Below are 19,788 nucleotides of genomic sequence, written 5' to 3'. Positions count from 1 at the left end.
GCTTGCCCGCGATGGCAATAGTGAAAGCGCCGCAGCCTTCAAGCAGAGGCAGGCAACGGCTGAAAACTGAAGTACTGCCTCAACGCTTCCACCAATTGCCCATATTCCGGCGGTGCCCGTTGCAGGCTGAAGCCGGCGTCATAGTGGTGGGGGGTTGCGTCTTCGTGGCACCACAGACAGCAGGCATTGAGGTCGATCACTTGCTGACAATGGCCATCCATGGGGATTTTCAGGCGCAGATTAAAATCGGCGCCCACCATCATCGGCAACTGGCTGATCAACATCAGCCCGTCCTCGGACAGATTACCCAGAAAGCCGATGGGCTTGTCGGTGACGCTGTTGAACACTTTGAGAAAATACGGCAGTTGATGCCGCTCGATCCGGCGGTCAGTGAACATGCTGATTTCGCTACGCAAGGCCCTTAAGCAGGGCCGCACCAATACTTCGGAACGGGCCTGCTCTATTGTTTTATAGGCATCAGCCGCGCTCTCCCCGATCCTGGTGCGACAGTCCTTCCAACCGCTGTCGCTTACTGCTGCCGATCACAGGTGTTACCTCGAATTAGAGGCAAGGCTCTAAACCGATCCATTGGACTATAGCTCACCGCTGTCGCATGACAATCAGAACCGGGTTGGACGCACCGCCGCCGCGCTGCGGATCGGGTAATGGCCCAGGCTCTGCAGGGTTTCCAGGCGGGCACGGGCGCGGTAGGCGTATTCGCTTTGCGGGTAAGAGGCCATGATGAACTGGTAAGTCTGCGCCGCATCGATAAACAGCTTTTGCCGTTCCAGACACTGGCCGCGCATCATCGACACTTCCGGCCACACATAAGGCCGCGCGCGGCTGGCACGCTCGACCTTGGACAGCTCGAGCATCACTTGCTCGCAGTTGCCGCGCTCATAGGCGCTGTAGGCATTATTCAAATGATGGTTCATCGACCAACGGGTGCAGCCCGTGACACTGAGGGCACTAATGGCAAGGGCGGCAATGAGCACGAATCGCATGGGGGATCTCCTGTCTTGAGCTCTGTATCGACCCTTGGGCGGAAATCTTCAGGACGGTTTGTGCCGATTGTCGCGTTCAATAAAGAAACTAATAACCAAGTTCTTCAAAAAAAGTAGTGCAAACGAACAATGACTACACCTACGGACCATAGTAGCCTCTGCTAGCGCTTGAACTCAGGAGTCTATGCATGTCCGTCCGTCGTACCAAAATCGTCGCTACCCTTGGCCCGGCCAGTAACTCGCCGGAAGTTCTCGAACAGCTGATTCTGGCTGGCCTGGACGTCGCCCGCCTGAACTTCTCCCACGGCACCCCCGACGAGCACAAGGCTCGCGCGAAGCTGGTGCGTGACCTCGCTGCCAAGCACGGCCGCTTCGTCGCCCTGCTGGGTGACCTGCAAGGCCCGAAAATCCGTATCGCCAAATTCGCCAACAAGAAGATCGAGCTGAAGATCGGTGATCAATTCACCTTCTCTACCAGCCATCCGTTGACCGAAGGCAACCAGCAAGTGGTCGGCATCGACTACCCGGACCTGGTGAAAGACTGCGGCGTGGGCGACGAGTTGCTGCTCGACGACGGCCGCGTGGTGATGCGCGTCGATACCGCCACCGCCACCGAGCTGCACTGCACCGTGACCATCGGCGGCCCGCTGTCGGACCATAAAGGCATCAACCGTCGCGGTGGCGGCCTGACCGCACCGGCCCTGACCGAGAAAGACAAGGCCGACATCAAGCTCGCAGCCGAAATGGAAGTCGACTACCTCGCGGTGTCCTTCCCGCGCGACGCCGCCGACATGGAATACGCCCGTCAACTGCGCGACGAAGCCGGCGGTACTGCCTGGCTGGTGGCGAAGATCGAACGCGCCGAAGCCGTGGCCGACGACGAAACCCTCGACGGCCTGATCAAAGCCTCCGACGCGGTGATGGTTGCCCGTGGCGACCTGGGTGTGGAAATCGGCGACGCCGAGCTGGTGGGCATCCAGAAGAAAATCATTCTGCATGCACGCCGCCACAACAAAGCGGTGATCGTTGCGACCCAGATGATGGAGTCGATGATCCAGAACCCGATGCCGACCCGCGCCGAAGTCTCCGACGTAGCCAACGCCGTGCTCGACTACACCGACGCCGTGATGCTCTCGGCCGAAAGTGCTGCCGGTTTGTACCCGCTGGAAGCCGTGCAAGCCATGGCGCGCATCTGCATCGGCGCTGAAAAGCACCCGACCAGCAAGACCTCCAGCCACCGCATCGGCAAGGTCTTCGAAAGCTGCGACCAGAGCATCGCACTGGCGGCCATGTACACCGCCAACCACTTCCCGGGCGTGAAGGCGATCATCGCGTTGACCGAAAGTGGCTACACGCCGTTGATCATGTCGCGCATCCGTTCCTCGGTGCCGATCTACGCGTTCTCCCCGCACCGCGAAACCCAGGCCCGCGCGGCCATGTTCCGTGGCGTCTACACCGTACCGTTCGACCCGGCGTCCTTGCCGCCTGAGCAAGTCAGCCAGGCTGCGATCGACGAGTTGCTCAAATTGGGTGTGGTCGAGAAAGGCGACTGGGTCATCCTGACCAAAGGCGACAGCTACCACACCACCGGCGGCACCAACGGGATGAAAATCCTGCATGTTGGCGACAAGATGGTCTGAGTGATCGAGCGCTGAAAAACAAAAGCCCCGCCATGTGAATGGCGGGGCTTTTTGGTTTCTGAGCCGAAAGTTGTGTTGCCTGGGCGGGCCTCATCGCGGGCAAGCCCGCTCCCACAGGATTTGTGTTGAAATTCGATTTGTGGACACCTGCAATCCTTGTGGGAGCGGGCTTGCCCGCGATGAGGCCAGTACAGTCAGCGAAAAATTCAATGCCGTTTGATAAACCCGGTCAACGCCATCATCGCTTCCGGCGAACGCAGCCGCTGGGTGAACAACGCGCCCTCTTCTTCTATCACCTTGCGTATCTGTTCCCGATCCGGCGCTTTCATCAATTGCTTGCTAATGCGTACCGCCTCCACCGGCAACGATTCAAATCGCAACGCCATCTCCCGTGCCTTGGCCAACACTGCTTCGCCACTGTCCAAGGCTTCAGTCGCGATCCCCCACGCGGCTGCCTGTTCACCACTGAACCCCTCGCCCAGCAACAACAGCTCCGCCGCTTTGGCGTGCCCGAGCATTCGCGGCAGGATCAGGCTGGAGCCGAATTCAGGGCATAACCCGAGGTTAACGAACGGCATGCGCAACCGGGCGTCGGTGCTGACGTAAACCAGATCGCAATGCAGCAGCATCGTCGTACCGATCCCCACCGCCGCGCCGGCCACGGCGGCGATGACCGGTTTGCGGCACTCGAGCAAATTGAGCATGAAGTGGAACACGGGGCTGTCGAGGTTGCTCGGGGGTTGCTGAAGGAAATCAAAGATGTCATTGCCGGCGGTGAAACATTCCGCGCTGCCGGTGATCAGCACCGCATTGATTTCGGGGTCGCTGTCGGCAAGCCGCAAACCTTCCGCCAGTTGGCTGTACATGGCGCGAGTCAGGGCGTTTTTCTTTTCGGGGCGATTGATGCGCAGGGTCAGCAGGCCGCGCTCGCGTTCAAACTGGAGGGTATCGGGCATGGTGAGTCCTGATCTGAGAGGATCAACTGTGGCGAGCGAGCTTGCTCGCGCTTGAGTGCGCAGCGCTCACAAACTTTTGGGGCCGCTGCGCAGCCCAGCGCGAGCAAGCTCGCTCGCCACAGAGAAATCAGCGCTCAACCACGGGGTAGAAAGACATCCGCCAGCAGTTGATTGCGCGGCAAACCCGCCAGGTACAGGCGCCGGGCAAAGGCGTCGACGCTGTCGGGGGCCCCGCAGACTAAGGCCAGGGTTTGCCGCGAAACAAGGCGCAGTTGTGCCAAAGCCGCGGGCAACTCGGCCGCCGTCCACAGCTCGACGCTAAGGTTTTCACGGCTGGCGGCCATGGCTTGCAGGGGTTTGGCCAGATAATGCTCACCCGCATCATGGGCCAGATGAATGACACGGATGGCGCCCTGGTGATCCTGACGCAATGCTTCGCGCAAAATACCGAACAACGGCCCCAGACCGGTGCCGGCCGCCAATAGCCACAGCGGTCGGGTGTGCCAGTCCGGGTCGTAATGCAACGCCCCGCCGCGCAACTCGCCGAGGCGGATCGGATCGCCGATTTTCAACTGGCGTGCCGAATCACTGAACTCCCCCGGCTGACGGCAATCGAGGTGAAACTCCAGAAAGCGGTCTTCTTGCGGCAGACTGGCCAGGGAATACGGCCGCGCAATCTGGCCCGCCCACAACACCAGATGCTGCCCCGCCTGATAGCGCAACGGTCGCTCACTCGTCAGGCGTAAACGCAAAACGCTGGGGCTCAGCCAATCGCTGGCGGCCACTTGAGCGGCAAGTCCATCACGCAGCGGGTCAAAGGTTTCGACTTGCAGATCGTCGACCACCTGGCACTGACAGGCCAGCCGCCAACCTTGCTGACGCTGCTCATGGCTCAAGGCATCGGGACGGCTGTCGCTGGGCAAGCCCTCGACACATTTAACCAGGCACGCATGGCAACTGCCGGCGCGGCAGCTATAGGGCACCGACACGCCGTTCTGATTCAAAGCATCGAGCAGGTTACTCCCCGCCGCCACCGTCCATTGGCGTTCGCCGACCCGTAACTCAGGCATCGACATTCTCCCAGGCCGCCGCGCAACGGTTACGGCCATCACGCTTGGCGCGATACAGCGCCTGATCCGCGCGGTGCAAGGCGTCATCCAGATCGTCACCGAGCGCCAACAAAGTCATGCCCACCGACAGGCTGAGGTTGCGCACATCCAGGCCGACCAATTCGACATCCATGAACGCAATGCGCAACCGCTCACAACACGCCGTCAGGCGCTCGGCATCACAATCGGGTAACAGCACCACGAACTCTTCACCGCCATAGCGGGCCAGAACATCGCCATCGCGCAGGCAGGCGGTGGCCACTCCGGCAAACGCTTGCAGCACCTGATCGCCGGCGGCATGGCCGTGAACATCGTTGATGCGTTTGAAGTGATCGAGGTCGATCAACGCCAGGCCATGCACCACATCGGCTTCCATGGCGTTCAACTCCCGGGAGGCCAGGCGCAGGAAATGCCGGCGGTTGAACAGCCCGGTGAGTTCATCGGTCGCCACCAAACCTTCGAGCTGGCGCATCATCCCGCGCAGGGTGTCCTGATGCGCCTGCAAGGCAAACCGCCGCTGACGCATACGCTGGCGCGACATCTGGACGTAACGGGCGTAAAGCACCAGCCACGCGAGTACCACCAACAGCACGCACACCTGCAACAGGGCCAGCGTCGGGTCGGGCAGCTGAAAGTGATAGCCCTCCCACAAGGTGATGGCGCTGAAACTGAAAAACACCAGAAACGCGCAACGGGCGAAAGCCATGCGCGAAAGATGAAACAACCCGAACAACAGAATCAGCAGGTAAAACACCAGAAACACGCCGCGCGCCTCGTCCAGGTGGGCGATCAGCCAGGTTTGCCAACCCAGCCCCAGCAGTATTTGCACTTCGGTCAGGCTCGGATCGGAAAAACGCAGGTTGCGGCCGCTGGAGAACACCGCGAACAACACCGCCTGGCTGAGCACTACCAACGCGCTGCCGATCGCCATGCCGGTGACGGATTCCTGGTAGTGACCGGTGAAAAACGCCAGCCACAGCAGCAGCAAAGCCAGGGCGTAGGTGCCAGCTGCGAGGGCAAAGCGTTTAAGCAAAAGCCGCTGAATGGCGTTATGGGTCAATCGCTGATTCACCGTGGGAAAGGAGGCTGATCGAGTGTCCTACTCTACAGGCCGGATGCCACTTTAGTGGCGAGTCTGATAAATGACCATTCAATTTTCGGGGCAGAAAACTGGCGTCAAAGCCATGACCCGAACTCGGGATAATCCTGTGGCGAGGGAGCTTGCTCCCGCTGGGCTGCGAAGCGGCCCTCTGCCCCTTTCAGTTGAACTGGGATGAGTCTATTACGACTGCTTCGCAGCCGAACGGGAGCAAGCTCCCTCGCCACAAAAGCCCTTCGCCCATATTCATAGGTGGGCGGGGTAATCCTGTGGCAAGCCTCCACAGGCAATTCCCTCACCACAACGGCCCAGCCCCCCAATACTCATCTGTGGGCGGTATGCGACCAACGTTTGACTGTCAACGGATGTGCCCGCCATCGAGGCGCGGTATACTGCCGCGCCTTTTTAGCGTCGCGCCAGCATGCCCGGCGTGCCTTGAAAGGTGCTTGCAACCGACCGATGCACCCAAGCTGCAAGCACCTTATTGAATGTTCCCGTCTTTTAGAGGAGCGCGACTCATGACCGTGATCAAGCAAGACGACCTGATTCAGAGCGTTGCCGACGCCCTGCAATTCATTTCCTACTACCACCCCGTGGATTTCATCCAGGCGATGCACGAGGCCTACCTGCGTGAAGAATCGCCGGCAGCCCGCGATTCCATGGCGCAGATCCTGATCAACTCGCGCATGTGCGCCACCGGCCACCGCCCGATCTGCCAGGACACCGGTATCGTTACCGTGTTCGTGCGCGTGGGCATGGACGTGCGTTGGGATGGCGCCACCATGGGCCTGGACGACATGATCAACGAAGGCGTACGCCGGGCTTACAACCTGCCGGAAAACGTCCTGCGTGCTTCGATTCTCGCCGACCCGGCGGGCGCTCGTAAAAACACCAAGGACAACACCCCGGCCGTTATTCACTACTCCATCGTTCCGGGTAACACCGTGGAAGTGGACGTGGCAGCCAAGGGTGGCGGTTCCGAGAACAAGTCGAAAATGGCCATGCTCAACCCGTCCGACTCGATCGTTGACTGGGTGCTCAAGACCGTTCCGGAAATGGGCGCCGGCTGGTGCCCACCGGGCATGCTCGGCATCGGCATCGGCGGCACCGCCGAGAAAGCCGCGGTAATGGCCAAGGAAGTGTTGATGGAATCCATCGACATTCATGAGCTTAAAGCACGCGGCCCGCAGAACCGTATCGAAGAGATGCGCCTGGAGCTGTTCGAGAAGGTCAACCAACTGGGCATCGGCGCCCAGGGCCTGGGTGGCCTGACCACCGTGCTCGACGTGAAGATCATGGATTACCCGACCCACGCAGCGTCCCTGCCGGTGTGCATGATCCCGAACTGCGCCGCCACCCGTCACGCGCACTTCGTGCTCGACGGTTCCGGCCCTGCCTCGCTGGAAGCGCCACCACTGGACGCCTACCCGGAAATCGTCTGGGAAGCCGGCCCATCGGCCCGTCGCGTCAACCTCGATACCCTGACGCCGGAAGAAGTGCAGAGCTGGAAGCCGGGCGAAACCGTCCTGCTCAACGGCAAAATGCTCACCGGTCGCGACGCGGCGCACAAGCGCATGGTCGAGATGCTGAACAAGGGTGAAACCCTGCCGGTGGACCTCAAGGGTCGCTTCATCTACTACGTTGGCCCGGTTGATCCGGTACGCGAAGAAGTGGTTGGCCCTGCTGGTCCTACCACCGCGACGCGGATGGACAAGTTCACCCGTCAGATCCTCGAGCAAACCGGCCTGTTGGGCATGATCGGCAAATCCGAGCGCGGCCCGACCGCGATCGAAGCGATCAAGGACCACAAAGCCGTTTACCTGATGGCAGTCGGCGGCGCGGCTTACCTGGTGGCGCAAGCCATCAAGAAATCCCGCGTGGTGGCTTTCGCCGAACTGGGCATGGAAGCGATCTACGAGTTCGACGTCAAAGACATGCCTGTGACCGTTGCGGTCGACAGCAAGGGCGAGTCGGTACACATCACCGGTCCTGCCATCTGGCAGAAAAAGATCAGTGAAAGCCTGGCGGTGGAAGTGCAGTAAGCGCTTCCCTCACTTGCTGAAAAGGCCGGGCCGTCTCCCCAGACGACCCGGCCTTTTTTTGGATATCGATTTAACCCTTTGATCTAAGCAGAGGTGACTAACGAATTGGCGTATACCCAGACCATGTTGCGCTCTCGATCGAGTAAACTCACTACCGTCTGAACATGTCATGCTGGGACGAAGGATGTGCGGCCTCATGGTATGGTGCCAGCCCAACCTTCAACCTGTTTCCTACAGCATGCTGCCGACTTCCCGTACCTTGCGTCTGTCGTTGTACACCCTGTTGATCATCACCGGCGCAGCGCTCGCCGCAACCCTGGCCATCCGCCACGCCGAGCGACAGGCGCTGGAAGAAGACGCCGCCCGCGCCAGTCAGCAATTGGCGTTGTACGCCAACTCCCTGCACACGCTGATTGAACGCTACCGCGCCCTGCCTGCCGTCTTGGCGCTGGACCCGCAATTACGCGCCGCGCTAAACGGTGAAGTGAGCCCCGAAGAGCAGCTTGCGCTGAATCGCAAACTGGAAAAAATCAACGGCGCCGCGCAGTCCTCGACCCTGGAACTGCTCGACCACACCGGCCTCGCCGTGGCCGCCAGCAACTGGCGCTTGCCCAGCAGTTACGTCGGCCACAACTACGGCTTTCGCCCCTACTTCAGCCAGACCCGCACTCAGGGCACCGGGCGTTTTTATGCGGTGGGCGTCACCAGTGGCATTCCCGGTTACTTCCTGTCCAGCGCGGTGACCAGCGACAGTGGTGAGTTCCTCGGCGCCATGGTGGTCAAACTCGAATTCCCGGAACTGGAGCGCGAATGGCGCCAGGGCAGCGACACGTTACTGGTCAGCGATGCCCGCGGGATCATCTTCATCGCCAACCAGCCGGGCTGGCGCTATCGCCTGCTGCGGCCGCTGAGCGCCAGCGATCACACTGAGCTCAAGACCACCCGCCAATACGACAAGCAGCCGTTGACCCCGCTTGCCTATCAATCGGTGCGGCGCTTCGACGACAACAGCGATCTGACCCGAGTCGAAGGCCCCGACGGGACGGCGGATTACCTCTGGGAATCCCTGCCGCTGGCCACCGAAGGCTGGACGCTGCACTTGCTGCGCCGCCCGCAGGTAGCTTTCGAAGACCTGCGCAACGCCGGGCTCGCGGCTGCCGGGGTGTGGCTGGCCGTGGTGTTTCTATTGCTCTTCCTCAATCAGCGTTGGCGGCTGGCGAAATTGCGCCAGCGCAGCCGCGAAGAACTCGAACGACTGGTAGAAGAACGCACCCGCGATTTGCGCACCGCCCAGGACGGCTTGGTGCAATCGGCCAAACTCGCGGCGCTGGGGCAAATGTCGGCGGCGCTGGCCCATGAAATCAACCAGCCGCTGACTGCCCAGCGCATGCAACTGGCGACCTTGCGCCTGCTGCTCGATCATGGTCGGGTTGAAGACGCTTACAAGGCGCTGAAACCGGTGGACGATATGCTCACCCGCATGGCCGCGCTCACTGGCCACCTGAAAACCTTCGCCCGCAAAAGCCCCAGCGGCCTGCGTGAACGGCTGGACCTGGCGACGGTGGTCGATCAATCCTTGCAGCTGCTGGATACGCGCTTGCGGGACGAAAATGTCAGTCTCGTGCTGCACCTGACGCGCCCGGCCTGGGTGCGTGGCGATGCGATTCGCCTGGAACAGGTGCTGATCAACCTGCTGCGCAATGCCCTGGATGCGATGCACGACAAACCCTGCAAACGTCTGGAAATCCGTCTTGAAGCCGATGAACAGCTCTGGTGCCTGACCGTCGCCGATAACGGTGGCGGCATTGCCGAAGAACATCTGGCACAAGTCTTCGATCCGTTCTTCACCACTAAACCGGTGGGCGATGGCCTGGGTCTGGGGCTGGCCGTATCCTTCGCTATCGTTCACGAAGCAGGCGGACGTTTGAGTGCTGACAATGGCGAAAACGGCGCGGTATTCACCTTGACGTTACCTATTGATCTGGAGGTCCCTGCCTGATGCTCAATTCGGTGATGGTGGTCGATGACGAAAGCAGCATCCGCAGTGCTGTCGAGCAATGGCTGAGCCTGTCGGGGTTCGAGGTGCAGCTGTTCAGCCGCGCCGACGAATGCCTGGCGCAACTGCCCAGACATTTCCCCGGGGTGATTCTCAGCGATGTGCGCATGCCCGGCATGACAGGGCTGGAGCTGCTGGCTGAAGTCCAGCGCCGCGATGCCGATTTGCCGGTGATCCTGCTGACCGGTCACGGCGATGTGCCGATGGCCGTCGAAGCCATGCGCGATGGCGCCTACGATTTCCTTGAGAAACCCTTCAGCCCGGAAGCCCTGATGAGCAGTCTGCGCCGGGCGCTGGACAAGCGTCGACTGGTGCTGGAAAACCGCGCGCTGCATGAGCAGGCGGACAATCGCGCCAAACTCGATGCCACGCTGCTGGGGGTGTCCCGTGGGTTGCAGACCCTGCGCCGCCAAGTGCTGGATTTGGCAATGCTGCCGGTCAATGTACTGATCCGTGGCGAAACCGGAAGCGGCAAGGAATTGGTCGCCCGTTGCCTGCACGACTTCGGTCCACGCGCCGACAAAGCCTTTGTGGCGCTCAACTGCGCAGCGATTCCCGAGCAGTTGTTCGAGGCCGAACTGTTCGGCCATGAAAGCGGCGCATTCACGGGCGCCCAGGGCAAGCGCATCGGCAAGCTCGAGTACGCCGACGGGGGCACGTTGTTTCTCGATGAAATCGAAAGCATGCCGCTGGCCCAGCAGGTGAAACTGCTGCGGGTGTTGCAGGAGCAGAAGCTTGAGCGCCTGGGTTCCAACCAGAGCATCCACGTGGACTTGCGGATCATCGCCGCGACCAAACCCGACTTGCTGGATGAAGCCCGGGCCGGACGCTTTCGCGAAGACTTGGCCTATCGATTGAACGTCGCCGAGTTGCGTCTGCCGCCATTGCGCGATCGGCGTGAAGACATTCCCCTGCTGTTCGAGTTCTTCGCCCAGAGTGCCGCCGAGCGTTTGGGGCGCACCTTTGCGCCCTTGAGCGGGCCGCAACTGAGCCATCTGCTGAGCCACGACTGGCCGGGCAATGTGCGTGAACTGGCGAACGTCGCCGAACGACAAGTGCTGGGCCTCGGCGAACCGGAACCGGCGGGGATCGATCCCGGCCAGTCATTGGCGGCGCAGCAAGAAGCCTTCGAAGCCCATTGCCTGCGCGCGGCATTGACCCGGCATAAAGGCGATGTGAAAGCGGTGCTGGAAGAGCTGCAACTGCCGCGCCGTACCTTTAATGAAAAGATGCAGCGGCATGGGTTGAGCCGGGAGATGTTTTTGCAAGACAGCTGATTTTTGTGGTGTCTGTATGGGCCTCATCGCGGGCAAGCCCGCTCCCACAATGACCGAGTCGAACACAGATTTTTATGCATGACACCGATCCTGTGGGAGCGGGCTTGCCCGCGATGAGGTCAGCACAGGCACAGCAAATCCAAGCCCAGAACAAGCAATTTTCCGCTCACCGATCCTCTACGATGAGCGGATTTCCGCTCAATAAAACCCGCTACCCCCTCTAAACCGGCCCTCCTCTCCTTGGCACAGCTCCTGCTATAGCCCCTGCAGGCTGCGTTAACTCGCGCTCCACAAAAACAATTAAACGAGGATCCTTCAATGGATAACTCCAACACCCTGCCCCTTGGGTCGGCTGCCGCGCCGGCTAAAGAAAGAACCACCGCCAGCCGGATCAAATCGATCTTCAGCGGTTCTGTCGGCAACATGGTTGAGTGGTACGACTGGTACGTCTACGCCGCCTTCTCCCTGTACTTCGCCAAAACCTTCTTCCCCGCCGGTTCCTCCACCGCACAGCTGATGAACACCGCTGCAATCTTCGCCGTGGGCTTCCTGATGCGTCCGATCGGTGGCTGGCTGATGGGCCTCTACGCGGACCGCGCCGGTCGTAAACGTGCGTTGATGGCCTCGGTGTATCTGATGTGTTTCGGCTCGCTGCTGATCGCCTTGAGCCCCAATTATGAAACCATCGGTATCGGTGCGCCGATCCTGCTGGTGTTCGCTCGCCTGCTGCAGGGCTTGTCGGTTGGGGGTGAGTACGGCACCTCGGCGACGTATCTCAGCGAGATGGCGACCAAGGAGCGTCGCGGCTTCTATTCCAGCTTCCAGTACGTGACCCTGATCTCCGGCCAACTCATCGCCCTGGCGGTGCTGATTGTGTTGCAACAGACCCTGACCACCGAGCAACTCTACGCCTGGGGCTGGCGCATCCCGTTCGCCATCGGTGCGCTGTGTGCCGTGGTCGCGCTGTACCTGCGTCGTGGTATGGAAGAAACCGAGTCGTTCACCAAGAAAGAGAAGGCCAAGGAAAGCGCGATGCGCACCTTGATGCGCCACCCGAAGGAACTGATGACCGTGGTCGGCCTGACCATGGGCGGCACCCTGGCGTTCTACACCTACACCACCTACATGCAGAAATACCTGGTGAACACCGTCGGCATGAGCATCACCGACTCCACCAGCATCTCGGCAGCCACGCTGTTTCTGTTCATGTGCCTGCAACCAATCGTTGGCGGGCTGTCGGATAAAGTCGGTCGCCGGCCGATCCTGATTGCCTTCGGTATCCTCGGGACGTTGTTCACCGTGCCGATCCTGACCACCCTGCACACTGTCCAGACCTGGTGGGGCGCATTCTTCCTGATCATGGCGGCGCTGATCATCGTCAGCGGCTATACCTCGATCAACGCGGTGGTCAAAGCTGAACTGTTCCCCACCGAGATCCGTGCGCTGGGCGTCGGTTTGCCGTACGCGCTGACCGTGTCGATCTTCGGCGGTACCGCTGAATACATCGCGCTGTGGTTCAAGAGCATCGGCATGGAAACCGGTTACTACTGGTATGTCACGGCGTGCATCGCGGTGTCGTTGCTGGTGTACATCACCATGAAAGACACCCGCAAACATTCGCGGATCGAGACGGACTGAGTCCGCCCGCGCAATAAAAACAGGGGCAAACCTTAACGGGTCTGCCCCTTTTTATTTGCCTCAACCCAAGCCTGCTCCCACAGTGATCGAGGATGGGCTGGAAATATGCCGCTGGCCCTTGCACCATGATCGCCTCCCGAACGTCCCCAGGAATTCACTGTATGCCCGACGATATCCACTTCTACGAACCCGCCAACGGCCACGGCCTGCCGCATGATCCGTTCAACGCTATCGTCGGCCCACGCCCTATCGGCTGGATTTCTTCCCAGGACGCCAACGGCTGCTTGAATCTGGCGCCCTACAGCTTTTTCAACGCCTTCAACTACATTCCGCCGATCATTGGGTTTTCCAGCGTCGGGCGTAAAGACAGCCTGAACAACATCGAGCAGACCGGCGAATTCGCCTGGAACCTGGCGACCCGGCCGCTGGCCGAGCAGATGAACCAGAGCTGTGCCATGGTCGGGCCGCAGGTCAATGAATTCGAGCTGTCCGGGCTGACCACCGTTGCGTCGAAAGTCATTCAGGTGCCACGGATTGCCGAAAGCCCGGTGTCCTTTGAATGCAAAGTCACGCAGATCATTCAGTTGCAGCGCGCCAACAAGGAAGTGGTGCCGAGCTGGCTGATTCTCGGCGAAGTGGTCGCCGTGCATATCGCCAAGTGGCTGTTGAAGGATGGGGTATACGACACCGCCGCGGCAGAACCGATTCTGCGCGGCGGCGGGCCGGCGGATTACTTTCAGCTGGGGCCAGAGGCATTGTTCAAGATGTTCCGCCCCGGGGCGGTCAAGTGATTACCAGAGCAGGTCAGCGTCTTCTTTAACGTCTTTGAGGCGGGTCAGCTCTTTGGCCGCGGCCTCGTCCGCTTCATGAGCGGTCTTGAAAGTCTGGCCTTCCAGCACTTTGTGAAAAGTCGGGGCACCGGAACCGCCGAGGGCTTTGACGGCAATTGCGGCGTGGTAACCGCCCTCGCCCGGTACTACTGCTGAAACGGCTTCGAAGTGTTCAAAGGCTTTGCGTGCCATGTCGCGGATCCTGGCTAATGGAGAATTGCGCCATTAAACCCTCAACCGGCGAGTTTGTGTACCGCTGCCTGGGACTGGCCAAGGGCCTGGGCCGCCGAGACATCCTTGAAGGTATGAAAATCCAGGCTATTGACCACCAGTTCCTGCACCAGCTCGGCAAAAATCTGCATCGCCGGGCTGCCGAAGTAAGCGGTCATGGCCTGTTGGTTGTCCCAGAAACCGGACACCAGCCACAGCTCGGGATCGCATTGCGAGTGCTGCAGGGCAAAGCTCAGGCAACCCGGCGCGTTGCGCGACGGCTCGATCAGGGCGCTCAGGCGCGCACCGAGTTCTGCCGAACGCCCGGCGCGGGCGCGAATGAAGGCCATATGACTGACGGGGATTTGCGTAGACATGTTCAACCCTCCCAGGTCATCCAGTGGCAGCCGGGGACGGGCTGCGACAGGATCCAAGATTAGGCGGCGCGCCCTGGTCGTCGTTAGTCGATTCCTGCCGACGCATTGCACAATCCTGCGCGGCTGCAAAAAACGTCTGTAACAGCATGTAAACCACTGTCACATCGCTGTAACACGACTTTCAAGCAAGTTTTCCCGACGCTGACCTGCCATAGCAGCCCCGCGTATTTACCTCGTGCAGAATCAGGCAAGCTTTTGGCAGGATGTGTCTACCGCTGTCCCTTGCACAAATTTAAGCTCAGCCCATTACCAACGCGTCACCGAGGATGCCCAGCATGTCGTCGCTCGATCATTTTCAAGCCCCGCTTGCCGCCGACATGGAAAAACAGCGCGCGGAACTGGCCGCCCTCATCCGTCGTAACACGATGGAGGATGGCACGTATGCCACCGCCGTCGGTTCGCTGTTCATGTCGCGCCACAGTCAAAACCATGACTTCGCCCCAGTGCTGGCGCAACCGGCCCTGTGCATCATGGCCCAGGGGCGCAAGGAAGTGCGGCTGGCGGATGAATACTTCAACTACGACCCGCTGAATTACCTGGTGGTGTCGGTCTCGATGCCTTTGAGCGGGCGAGTGGTGAATGTCTCGCCCGAAGAACCGATCCTCGCCGTGCGGCTGGACATCGACCCCGCAGAAATCACCGCGCTGATTGCCGACGCCGGCCCCATCGGCGTCCCCACACGGCCTACTGGTCGCGGCCTGTATGTCGAGCAGATCGACACGGCAATGCTCGATGCCGTGCTGCGTCTGGCACGTTTGCTGGACACACCCAAAGACATCGCCATGCTGGCGCCGCTGATTCGTCGGGAGATTCTGTATCGGCTGTTGCGCAGCCAGCAGGGGCATCGGCTGTATGAGATTGCTATCGCCAACAGCCAGAGCCATCGCATCAGCCAGGCGATCAAATGGCTCAACGGCAATTATGAGCAACCGCTGCGCATCGATGATCTGGCGCGGGAAGTGAACCTGAGCGTGTCGACATTGCATCACCGGTTCAAGGCGATGACGGCGATGAGTCCGCTGCAATATCAGAAGCAGTTACGCCTGCAAGAGGCACGGCGGTTGATGCTCGCTGAAGGGCTGGAAGCTTCGGCGGCGGGTTATCGGGTGGGGTATGAAAGCCCTTCGCAATTCAGCCGGGAATACAGCCGATTGTTCGGGGCGCCGCCGCTGCGGGATTTGGCGCGGTTGCGGTTGTCGGTTTGATCCGGCATTTGTTGAGTGGCTGATGGCCCCATCGCGGGCAAGCCCGCTCCCACAAGGACCGGTGTACACAGCCCCTGTGGGAGCGGGCTTGCCCGCGATGAGGCCAGAAAGGCCAACATCAAATCTGGATCAGGCGCTCAACACGCGGCAAGCCTCAGCCGGCAACGTCACCGACACCGGATTGCCAATGCTCAACCCAACGCCCTGACACGGCGTGCTCAATGCGGTAAACGACACCCCGGAACACTCGACGGTGGTTTCAATCGTCGCCCCGATATCCCGCACAAACGTCACCTTTCCGAGCAAGCGATTACCCGCCGTGGCCTGAGGTTGCGACAGTTGCAGGTCTTCCGGGCGAATCAGCATCTTCACCTTCTCCCCCACCACAATGCTGCTGCAGATTGGCACTTGCAGCGCATCGCCACCGGGCAAGCTGACTTTGCCGTTGCCCAGCGCCGTGGCCGGAAAAATGTTGCCCGAACCAATAAAATCCGCGACGAATTCATTGGCCGGATGCCGGTAGATCTCAATCGGCGAGCCCACCTGCTGCACGCGATGTTCCCCCAGCACCACCACGATATCCGCCATGGTCATGGCTTCACGCTGATCGTGGGTGACCATGATGGTGGTGATGTTCAAACGCTGTTGCAGCTGACGGATTTCCACTTGCATCGATTCGCGCAGCTTGGCATCCAGCGCCGACAGCGGTTCGTCGAGCAGGAGGATTTTCGGCCGCGAGGCAATCGCCCGGGCAATCGCCACGCGCTGACGCTGACCGCCGGAGAGTTTCGCCACCGGCCGATCAATCATCTCCTGCAGCTGAATCAGCTCCAGCAACTCCACCACCCGCGCCTGTTGATCAGCCTTGCTGACCCCGCGCAGTTTCAGCGGATAGGCGATGTTCTCCCCCACCGTCATGTGCGGAAACAGCGCCAGCGATTGAAACACCATGCCGAAATTACGCTGGTGCGCCGGCGTATGGCCGATGTCTTCACCGTCCAGGCGAATCTCGCCACCGGTCAGGGTTTCCAGCCCGGCGATCATCCGCAGCAAGGTGGTTTTACCGCAGCCCGAAGGGCCGAGGAAACACACCAGTTTGCCCTCGGGCAAATGCAGGTTCACATCCTTTACCGCGCAGGCCGAGCCGTAATGTTTCTCGACGTTTTCCAGAATCAGACCAGTCATATTGCACCTCAAGAATCAGAACGAAACGCCGCCTTCGCCAACCAACTTTTCCAACGCCCAGATGAGCACGAAGTCGATCAGCACGATCAGCACGGCAAACGAGAAAACGGTAGGGTCGAGCGAAGACACAGTGCGGCTGTACATCCAGATCGGCACGGTCATGACGTCGATGGTGTAGAGGAAATAGGTCACGGTGAATTCGTTGAACGAGACGATGAACGCCAGCAGCATGCCCGCCAGAATCCCCGACTTCATCAGTGGCACCACCACATCGACAATCGCTCGCAGCGGTGAAGCGCCGAGCATCTGCGCGGCCTCTTCAACTTCGCTGCCAATGGAGAGCATCGCTGCGGTGCAGTTTTTCACCACGAACGGCAGCGCCAGAATCACGTGGGCAATCACCAGCCGCGAGGTAGTGATGTGGAACGGCAGGCTGTCGAACACCAGCAGCAAGGCCAGGCCCAACACCACCATCGGGAACACCAGTGGCAGCGACATCAATTGCAGCGCCACGGCCTTGCCGCGGAACTCGCAACGGGTCAGAGCATAGGCTGCCGGCACCGCGATAATCGTGGCGAAAATCATGGTCAGGCAGGCCACCATCAGGCTGGTGGTCATGGCTTTGCCGAGGCTCAGCACATCGCTGGAATCCGGCGACACGAAGGTGTTCCAGGCAGCTTTGTACCATTGCAGGCTGTAGCTGCTGGGCGGGAAATCGAGGTTCGATGCACCGCTGAACGACATGACGATCATGGTCAAAATCGGCAGCACCGCCAGCAGCAAAATGAAGCCTGACAGGATGCCGGCGAACTTGCCGGTATCGCCTGGCAGCAGCGAATGGCGCTTCTTGATCAGGGTGCTCATTGGGAAGCCTCCAGCATGCGCCGACGACGGCCAGTGATGTATTCGGACAAGGTCATGATCGCCAGGGTAGTAACGATCAGCACCACACCGGCAGCCGACGCGGCGGGCCAGTTCATCAGTGGGGCGATCTGGTCATGCACCATCACCGCCAGCATCGGCACGCGTCGACCACCAAGCAGCAGCGGCACCACGAAGCTGCTGGCGTTGTAGGCGAACACCAGCGTCGCGCCAGTGATGATCCCCGGCAAACTCATCGGCAACACCACCTGGCGAAACACCTGCAAGCGACTGGCGCCGAGGGTGGCGGCGGCTTCTTCGTAAGTGCGGGCGACGCCGCGCATGGCGCTGGCAATCGGCAGCACGGCCAACGGGAACGCGGTTTGCACCAAGCCCATCAACACGCCGTTCTGGTTGTACAGCAGCATGATCGGCCGCTTGATCAGGCCCAGCCCCATCAGCGCCTGATTGAGCATGCCGCCGGGGCCGAGAATCACCAGCCAGCCGTAGCTTTGCAGCAGCAGGTTAACCAGCAAGGGCAGCAGCACCGCCGCGAGGAAGATCCGCCGCACAAACGGTGAGGTCAGCCGCGACATGGTGTAGGCCACCGGGATCGCCAGCAGCACCGCAATCACCGCGCTGATCAGCGCCAGGCGCAACGTCAGCAGCAACGATTTGAGGTAATAGGGTTCCAGCAATTGGGCGTAACTGGCCAGGCTGAAGCCGGACCACTCCGCGCCTTTGGTGCCGACGCTCATGCGCAGCACCAAAAGGCTGGCGGCAATCAGCACGCCGAGAAACAGCATCGACGGCGAGAGAAAAAGCCAGGCGCGCGCCGTCGGTGAGACACCCCGGTTGATGCGCACGGGTGCGGCGCTTACCGGATGGGTCAGAGGTTGGTGTTCCATAGCAAGGGTCTCGTCAATGGAAAGCAGCTGAGCGAACACAACCTTCAAAACCACTGTGAACCCTGTGGGAGCGGGCTTGCCCGCGATAGCGATCTGTCAGTCACATCATTGTCGACAGGGAGGCCGTCATCGCGGGCAAGCCCGCTCCCACAGTGTTTTGCAGTGTTCTAAAGACCTGTGTTCGCCACTCGATCAGGAAGAAAAGATTTCCGTGTAACGACGAATCCATTGGTCATGCACGGTGGCCAGGAAGGCGTTGTCGTGCATGATCGCCTTCTCGGCAATCTGCTCCGGCGTGAGGATGTACGGGCTCTTGCGCGCTTCGGCGGAGATGATCGCCTTGGCGTTGACCGGGCCGTTGTAGATGTCTTCGGCCATCTTGCCCTGCACCAGCGGGTCCAGAGAGTGGTTGATGAAGGCGTAGGCCAGGTCGGTATCGCCCGGACGATTCTTCGGCATCACCGACAGCATCAGGTCGGTGTAGAAGCCTTCCTTCATGCCGAAGGTGGCGCCCAGACCGTAGGCCGGATCGCGAATCTGTTTCGGGAAAAACGCCGGCGCGTACAGGCCGCCCATGTCCAGGGAACCGGTGCGGAACAGCTCGGCGATCTGGTTCGGGTTTTCGCCCAGGGTCACGACGCGATCTTTCAGCTCGGCGAGTTTCTTGAAGCCTGGCTCGATGTTGTGTTCGTCACCACCGGCCAGTTTGGCGGCGATGATGATCAGGTCCATGGCCTCGGTCCAGTTCGGCGGCGGCAGGAAGATGTTCGGTGACAGCTCCGCGTCCCACAGGGCGGCATAGCTGTCCGGCGCTTCTTTGATGGTGCGGGTGCTGTAGACCAGGCTGTTGCACCACAGCAGGTAGCCGATGCCGTGACCGTTGGCGCCGGTGCGGTATTGCTCCGGCACGTCGATCAGGTTGGGGATGCGGTTGAGATCCGGTTTTTCCAGCAGGTTGGCGGCGGCCAGACCTTCGGCGCCAACGCCGGCCAGGGTGATGATGTCGTACTGCGGACGATCACCGCCGGCCTTGAGTTTGGCGACCATTTCCGAGGTGCTGCCGGTGCGGTCAGCGATGACCTTGCAGCCGTACTTGGCTTCGAACGTCGCGGCGATGTTGCGCAATGCTGCAAGGCCGGTGTCATCGGACCAGGTCAGCAAACGCAGGGTCTTGCCCTGGAAGCGTGTGTCGCTGGCATTGGCCTTGATGAACGGCATGCTCATGGCCGCCGCAGCCACGGACGCCACGCCCACGGTTTTGATGAATTGACGTCTGTTCAGATCGTGCTCGCCCATGAAGGACTCCCTTTGTTTTTTTAAGTATGAGGTTG

General features: G+C 60.5%; 18 protein-coding genes. 7 read left to right on the top strand and 11 right to left on the bottom strand.

Annotation, left to right across the window (positions count from 1 at the left end; genetic code table 11):
- Positions 1-38: 38 nt before the first annotated feature.
- Positions 39-398, bottom strand: coding sequence for a PilZ domain-containing protein (locus tag AB7M26_RS11830; protein WP_063341337.1), 360 nt, complete (start codon positions 396-398; stop codon positions 39-41).
- A 222-nt stretch (positions 399-620) separates the two neighbouring features.
- Positions 621-1,004: a tetratricopeptide repeat protein gene (locus AB7M26_RS11825; RefSeq protein WP_429384388.1), complete on the bottom strand. Its 384-nt coding sequence runs from the start codon at positions 1,002-1,004 to the stop codon at positions 621-623.
- A 188-nt stretch (positions 1,005-1,192) separates the two neighbouring features.
- On the opposite strand from AB7M26_RS11825, the gene pyk reads away from it, so the two are divergent.
- Positions 1,193-2,644: a pyruvate kinase gene (gene pyk / locus AB7M26_RS11820; protein ID WP_123501356.1), complete on the top strand. Its 1,452-nt coding sequence runs from the start codon at positions 1,193-1,195 to the stop codon at positions 2,642-2,644.
- 206 nt (positions 2,645-2,850) lie between these two features.
- Here the strand turns inward: pyk and AB7M26_RS11815 are convergent, their stop codons facing one another.
- The 3 genes from AB7M26_RS11815 to AB7M26_RS11805 form a co-directional block, all read right to left on the bottom strand.
- On the bottom strand, positions 2,851-3,600 hold the full coding sequence (locus tag AB7M26_RS11815; protein ID WP_123501354.1) for an enoyl-CoA hydratase-related protein: 750 nt from the start codon (positions 3,598-3,600) through the stop codon (positions 2,851-2,853).
- Between the two features lie 134 nt (positions 3,601-3,734).
- Entirely contained in the window at positions 3,735-4,670 is a 936-nt protein-coding gene (locus AB7M26_RS11810) for an iron-sulfur-binding ferredoxin reductase (protein ID WP_123501353.1), read from the bottom strand.
- The gene (locus tag AB7M26_RS11805) at positions 4,663-5,769 is read right to left on the bottom strand and encodes a GGDEF domain-containing protein (protein ID WP_429384383.1); all 1,107 of its coding nucleotides are present in this window, start codon (positions 5,767-5,769) and stop codon (positions 4,663-4,665) included. Before AB7M26_RS11805 ends, AB7M26_RS11810 begins: the two co-directional genes overlap by 8 nt.
- A 557-nt stretch (positions 5,770-6,326) precedes the next feature.
- Here AB7M26_RS11805 and AB7M26_RS11800 point away from each other — a divergent pair.
- The 5 genes from AB7M26_RS11800 (at position 6,327) to AB7M26_RS11780 (ending at position 13,612) form a co-directional block, all read left to right on the top strand.
- Positions 6,327-7,850 (top strand): fumarate hydratase, encoded by a 1,524-nt coding sequence (locus AB7M26_RS11800; protein ID WP_095632211.1) that lies wholly within the window; start codon positions 6,327-6,329, stop codon positions 7,848-7,850.
- Positions 7,851-8,088: 238 nt separating this feature from the next.
- Positions 8,089-9,849, top strand: a complete 1,761-nt coding sequence (locus tag AB7M26_RS11795; protein ID WP_123501374.1) for a sensor histidine kinase — start codon at positions 8,089-8,091, stop codon at positions 9,847-9,849.
- A complete protein-coding gene (locus tag AB7M26_RS11790; protein WP_123501352.1) occupies positions 9,849-11,183 on the top strand; it encodes a sigma-54-dependent transcriptional regulator in 1,335 nt (444 codons plus the stop codon). Before AB7M26_RS11795 ends, AB7M26_RS11790 begins: the two co-directional genes overlap by 1 nt.
- A gap of 318 nt (positions 11,184-11,501) precedes the next feature.
- Positions 11,502-12,821 carry an MFS transporter gene (locus tag AB7M26_RS11785; protein ID WP_123501351.1) on the top strand — a complete coding sequence of 440 codons (1,320 nt, stop codon included), beginning with the start codon at positions 11,502-11,504 and terminating at the stop codon, positions 12,819-12,821.
- Between the two features lie 161 nt (positions 12,822-12,982).
- Positions 12,983-13,612: a flavin reductase family protein gene (locus AB7M26_RS11780; protein WP_429384379.1), complete on the top strand. Its 630-nt coding sequence runs from the start codon at positions 12,983-12,985 to the stop codon at positions 13,610-13,612.
- Here AB7M26_RS11780 and AB7M26_RS11775 read toward each other — a convergent pair whose 3' ends face one another.
- Together AB7M26_RS11775 and AB7M26_RS11770 are read right to left on the bottom strand one after the other, a co-directional pair.
- On the bottom strand, positions 13,613-13,843 hold the full coding sequence (locus tag AB7M26_RS11775; RefSeq protein ID WP_008010028.1) for a hypothetical protein: 231 nt from the start codon (positions 13,841-13,843) through the stop codon (positions 13,613-13,615).
- A gap of 41 nt (positions 13,844-13,884) precedes the next feature.
- Positions 13,885-14,238, bottom strand: a complete 354-nt coding sequence (locus AB7M26_RS11770) for an antibiotic biosynthesis monooxygenase family protein (protein ID WP_123500696.1) — start codon at positions 14,236-14,238, stop codon at positions 13,885-13,887.
- 335 nt (positions 14,239-14,573) lie between these two features.
- Between AB7M26_RS11770 and AB7M26_RS11765 the strand changes: the two genes are divergently transcribed.
- Positions 14,574-15,503, top strand: a complete 930-nt coding sequence (locus AB7M26_RS11765) for an AraC family transcriptional regulator (protein WP_063341346.1) — start codon at positions 14,574-14,576, stop codon at positions 15,501-15,503.
- 129 nt (positions 15,504-15,632) lie between these two features.
- On the opposite strand, the gene AB7M26_RS11760 is transcribed toward AB7M26_RS11765, so the two are convergent.
- The 4 genes from AB7M26_RS11760 to AB7M26_RS11745 all read right to left on the bottom strand — a co-directional run bounded on the left by AB7M26_RS11760 (position 15,633) and on the right by AB7M26_RS11745 (position 19,753).
- Positions 15,633-16,688, bottom strand: coding sequence for an ABC transporter ATP-binding protein (locus AB7M26_RS11760; protein WP_008069588.1), 1,056 nt, complete (start codon positions 16,686-16,688; stop codon positions 15,633-15,635).
- A gap of 15 nt (positions 16,689-16,703) precedes the next feature.
- Positions 16,704-17,552 carry an ABC transporter permease gene (locus AB7M26_RS11755; protein WP_008069587.1) on the bottom strand — a complete coding sequence of 283 codons (849 nt, stop codon included), beginning with the start codon at positions 17,550-17,552 and terminating at the stop codon, positions 16,704-16,706.
- Complete coding sequence (locus AB7M26_RS11750; protein WP_007898367.1) at positions 17,549-18,457, bottom strand: ABC transporter permease; 909 nt, start codon at positions 18,455-18,457, stop codon at positions 17,549-17,551. The genes AB7M26_RS11755 and AB7M26_RS11750 overlap by 4 nt, the downstream gene beginning before the upstream one ends.
- 192 nt (positions 18,458-18,649) lie before the next feature.
- On the bottom strand, positions 18,650-19,753 hold the full coding sequence (locus AB7M26_RS11745) for an ABC transporter substrate-binding protein (protein ID WP_008010017.1): 1,104 nt from the start codon (positions 19,751-19,753) through the stop codon (positions 18,650-18,652).
- Positions 19,754-19,788: the final 35 nt, after the last annotated feature.

The organism is Pseudomonas sp. F-14 TE3482 (genome assembly GCF_053629455.1).
Note: the sequence above shows the minus strand (reverse complement) of the source record. Positions and strands in the feature narration are given on the sequence as shown.

Bases quoted from the DNA above. Each gene is read 5' to 3' on its own strand.
- AB7M26_RS11830 (WP_063341337.1), bottom strand. From the start codon at position 398: ATGTTCACTGACCGCCGGATCGAGCGGCATCAACTGCCGTATTTTCTC.
- AB7M26_RS11825 (WP_429384388.1), bottom strand. From the start codon at position 1,004: ATGCGATTCGTGCTCATTGCCGCCCTTGCCATTAGTGCCCTCAGTGTC.
- pyk (WP_123501356.1), top strand. From the start codon at position 1,193: ATGTCCGTCCGTCGTACCAAAATCGTCGCTACCCTTGGCCCGGCCAGT.
- AB7M26_RS11815 (WP_123501354.1), bottom strand. From the start codon at position 3,600: ATGCCCGATACCCTCCAGTTTGAACGCGAGCGCGGCCTGCTGACCCTG.
- AB7M26_RS11810 (WP_123501353.1), bottom strand. From the start codon at position 4,670: ATGCCTGAGTTACGGGTCGGCGAACGCCAATGGACGGTGGCGGCGGGG.
- AB7M26_RS11800 (WP_095632211.1), top strand. From the start codon at position 6,327: ATGACCGTGATCAAGCAAGACGACCTGATTCAGAGCGTTGCCGACGCC.
- AB7M26_RS11795 (WP_123501374.1), top strand. From the start codon at position 8,089: ATGCTGCCGACTTCCCGTACCTTGCGTCTGTCGTTGTACACCCTGTTG.
- AB7M26_RS11790 (WP_123501352.1), top strand. From the start codon at position 9,849: ATGCTCAATTCGGTGATGGTGGTCGATGACGAAAGCAGCATCCGCAGT.
- AB7M26_RS11785 (WP_123501351.1), top strand. From the start codon at position 11,502: ATGGATAACTCCAACACCCTGCCCCTTGGGTCGGCTGCCGCGCCGGCT.
- AB7M26_RS11780 (WP_429384379.1), top strand. From the start codon at position 12,983: ATGCCCGACGATATCCACTTCTACGAACCCGCCAACGGCCACGGCCTG.
- AB7M26_RS11775 (WP_008010028.1), bottom strand. From the start codon at position 13,843: ATGGCACGCAAAGCCTTTGAACACTTCGAAGCCGTTTCAGCAGTAGTA.
- AB7M26_RS11770 (WP_123500696.1), bottom strand. From the start codon at position 14,238: ATGTCTACGCAAATCCCCGTCAGTCATATGGCCTTCATTCGCGCCCGC.
- AB7M26_RS11765 (WP_063341346.1), top strand. From the start codon at position 14,574: ATGTCGTCGCTCGATCATTTTCAAGCCCCGCTTGCCGCCGACATGGAA.
- AB7M26_RS11760 (WP_008069588.1), bottom strand. From the start codon at position 16,688: ATGACTGGTCTGATTCTGGAAAACGTCGAGAAACATTACGGCTCGGCC.
- AB7M26_RS11755 (WP_008069587.1), bottom strand. From the start codon at position 17,552: ATGAGCACCCTGATCAAGAAGCGCCATTCGCTGCTGCCAGGCGATACC.
- AB7M26_RS11750 (WP_007898367.1), bottom strand. From the start codon at position 18,457: ATGGAACACCAACCTCTGACCCATCCGGTAAGCGCCGCACCCGTGCGC.
- AB7M26_RS11745 (WP_008010017.1), bottom strand. From the start codon at position 19,753: ATGGGCGAGCACGATCTGAACAGACGTCAATTCATCAAAACCGTGGGC.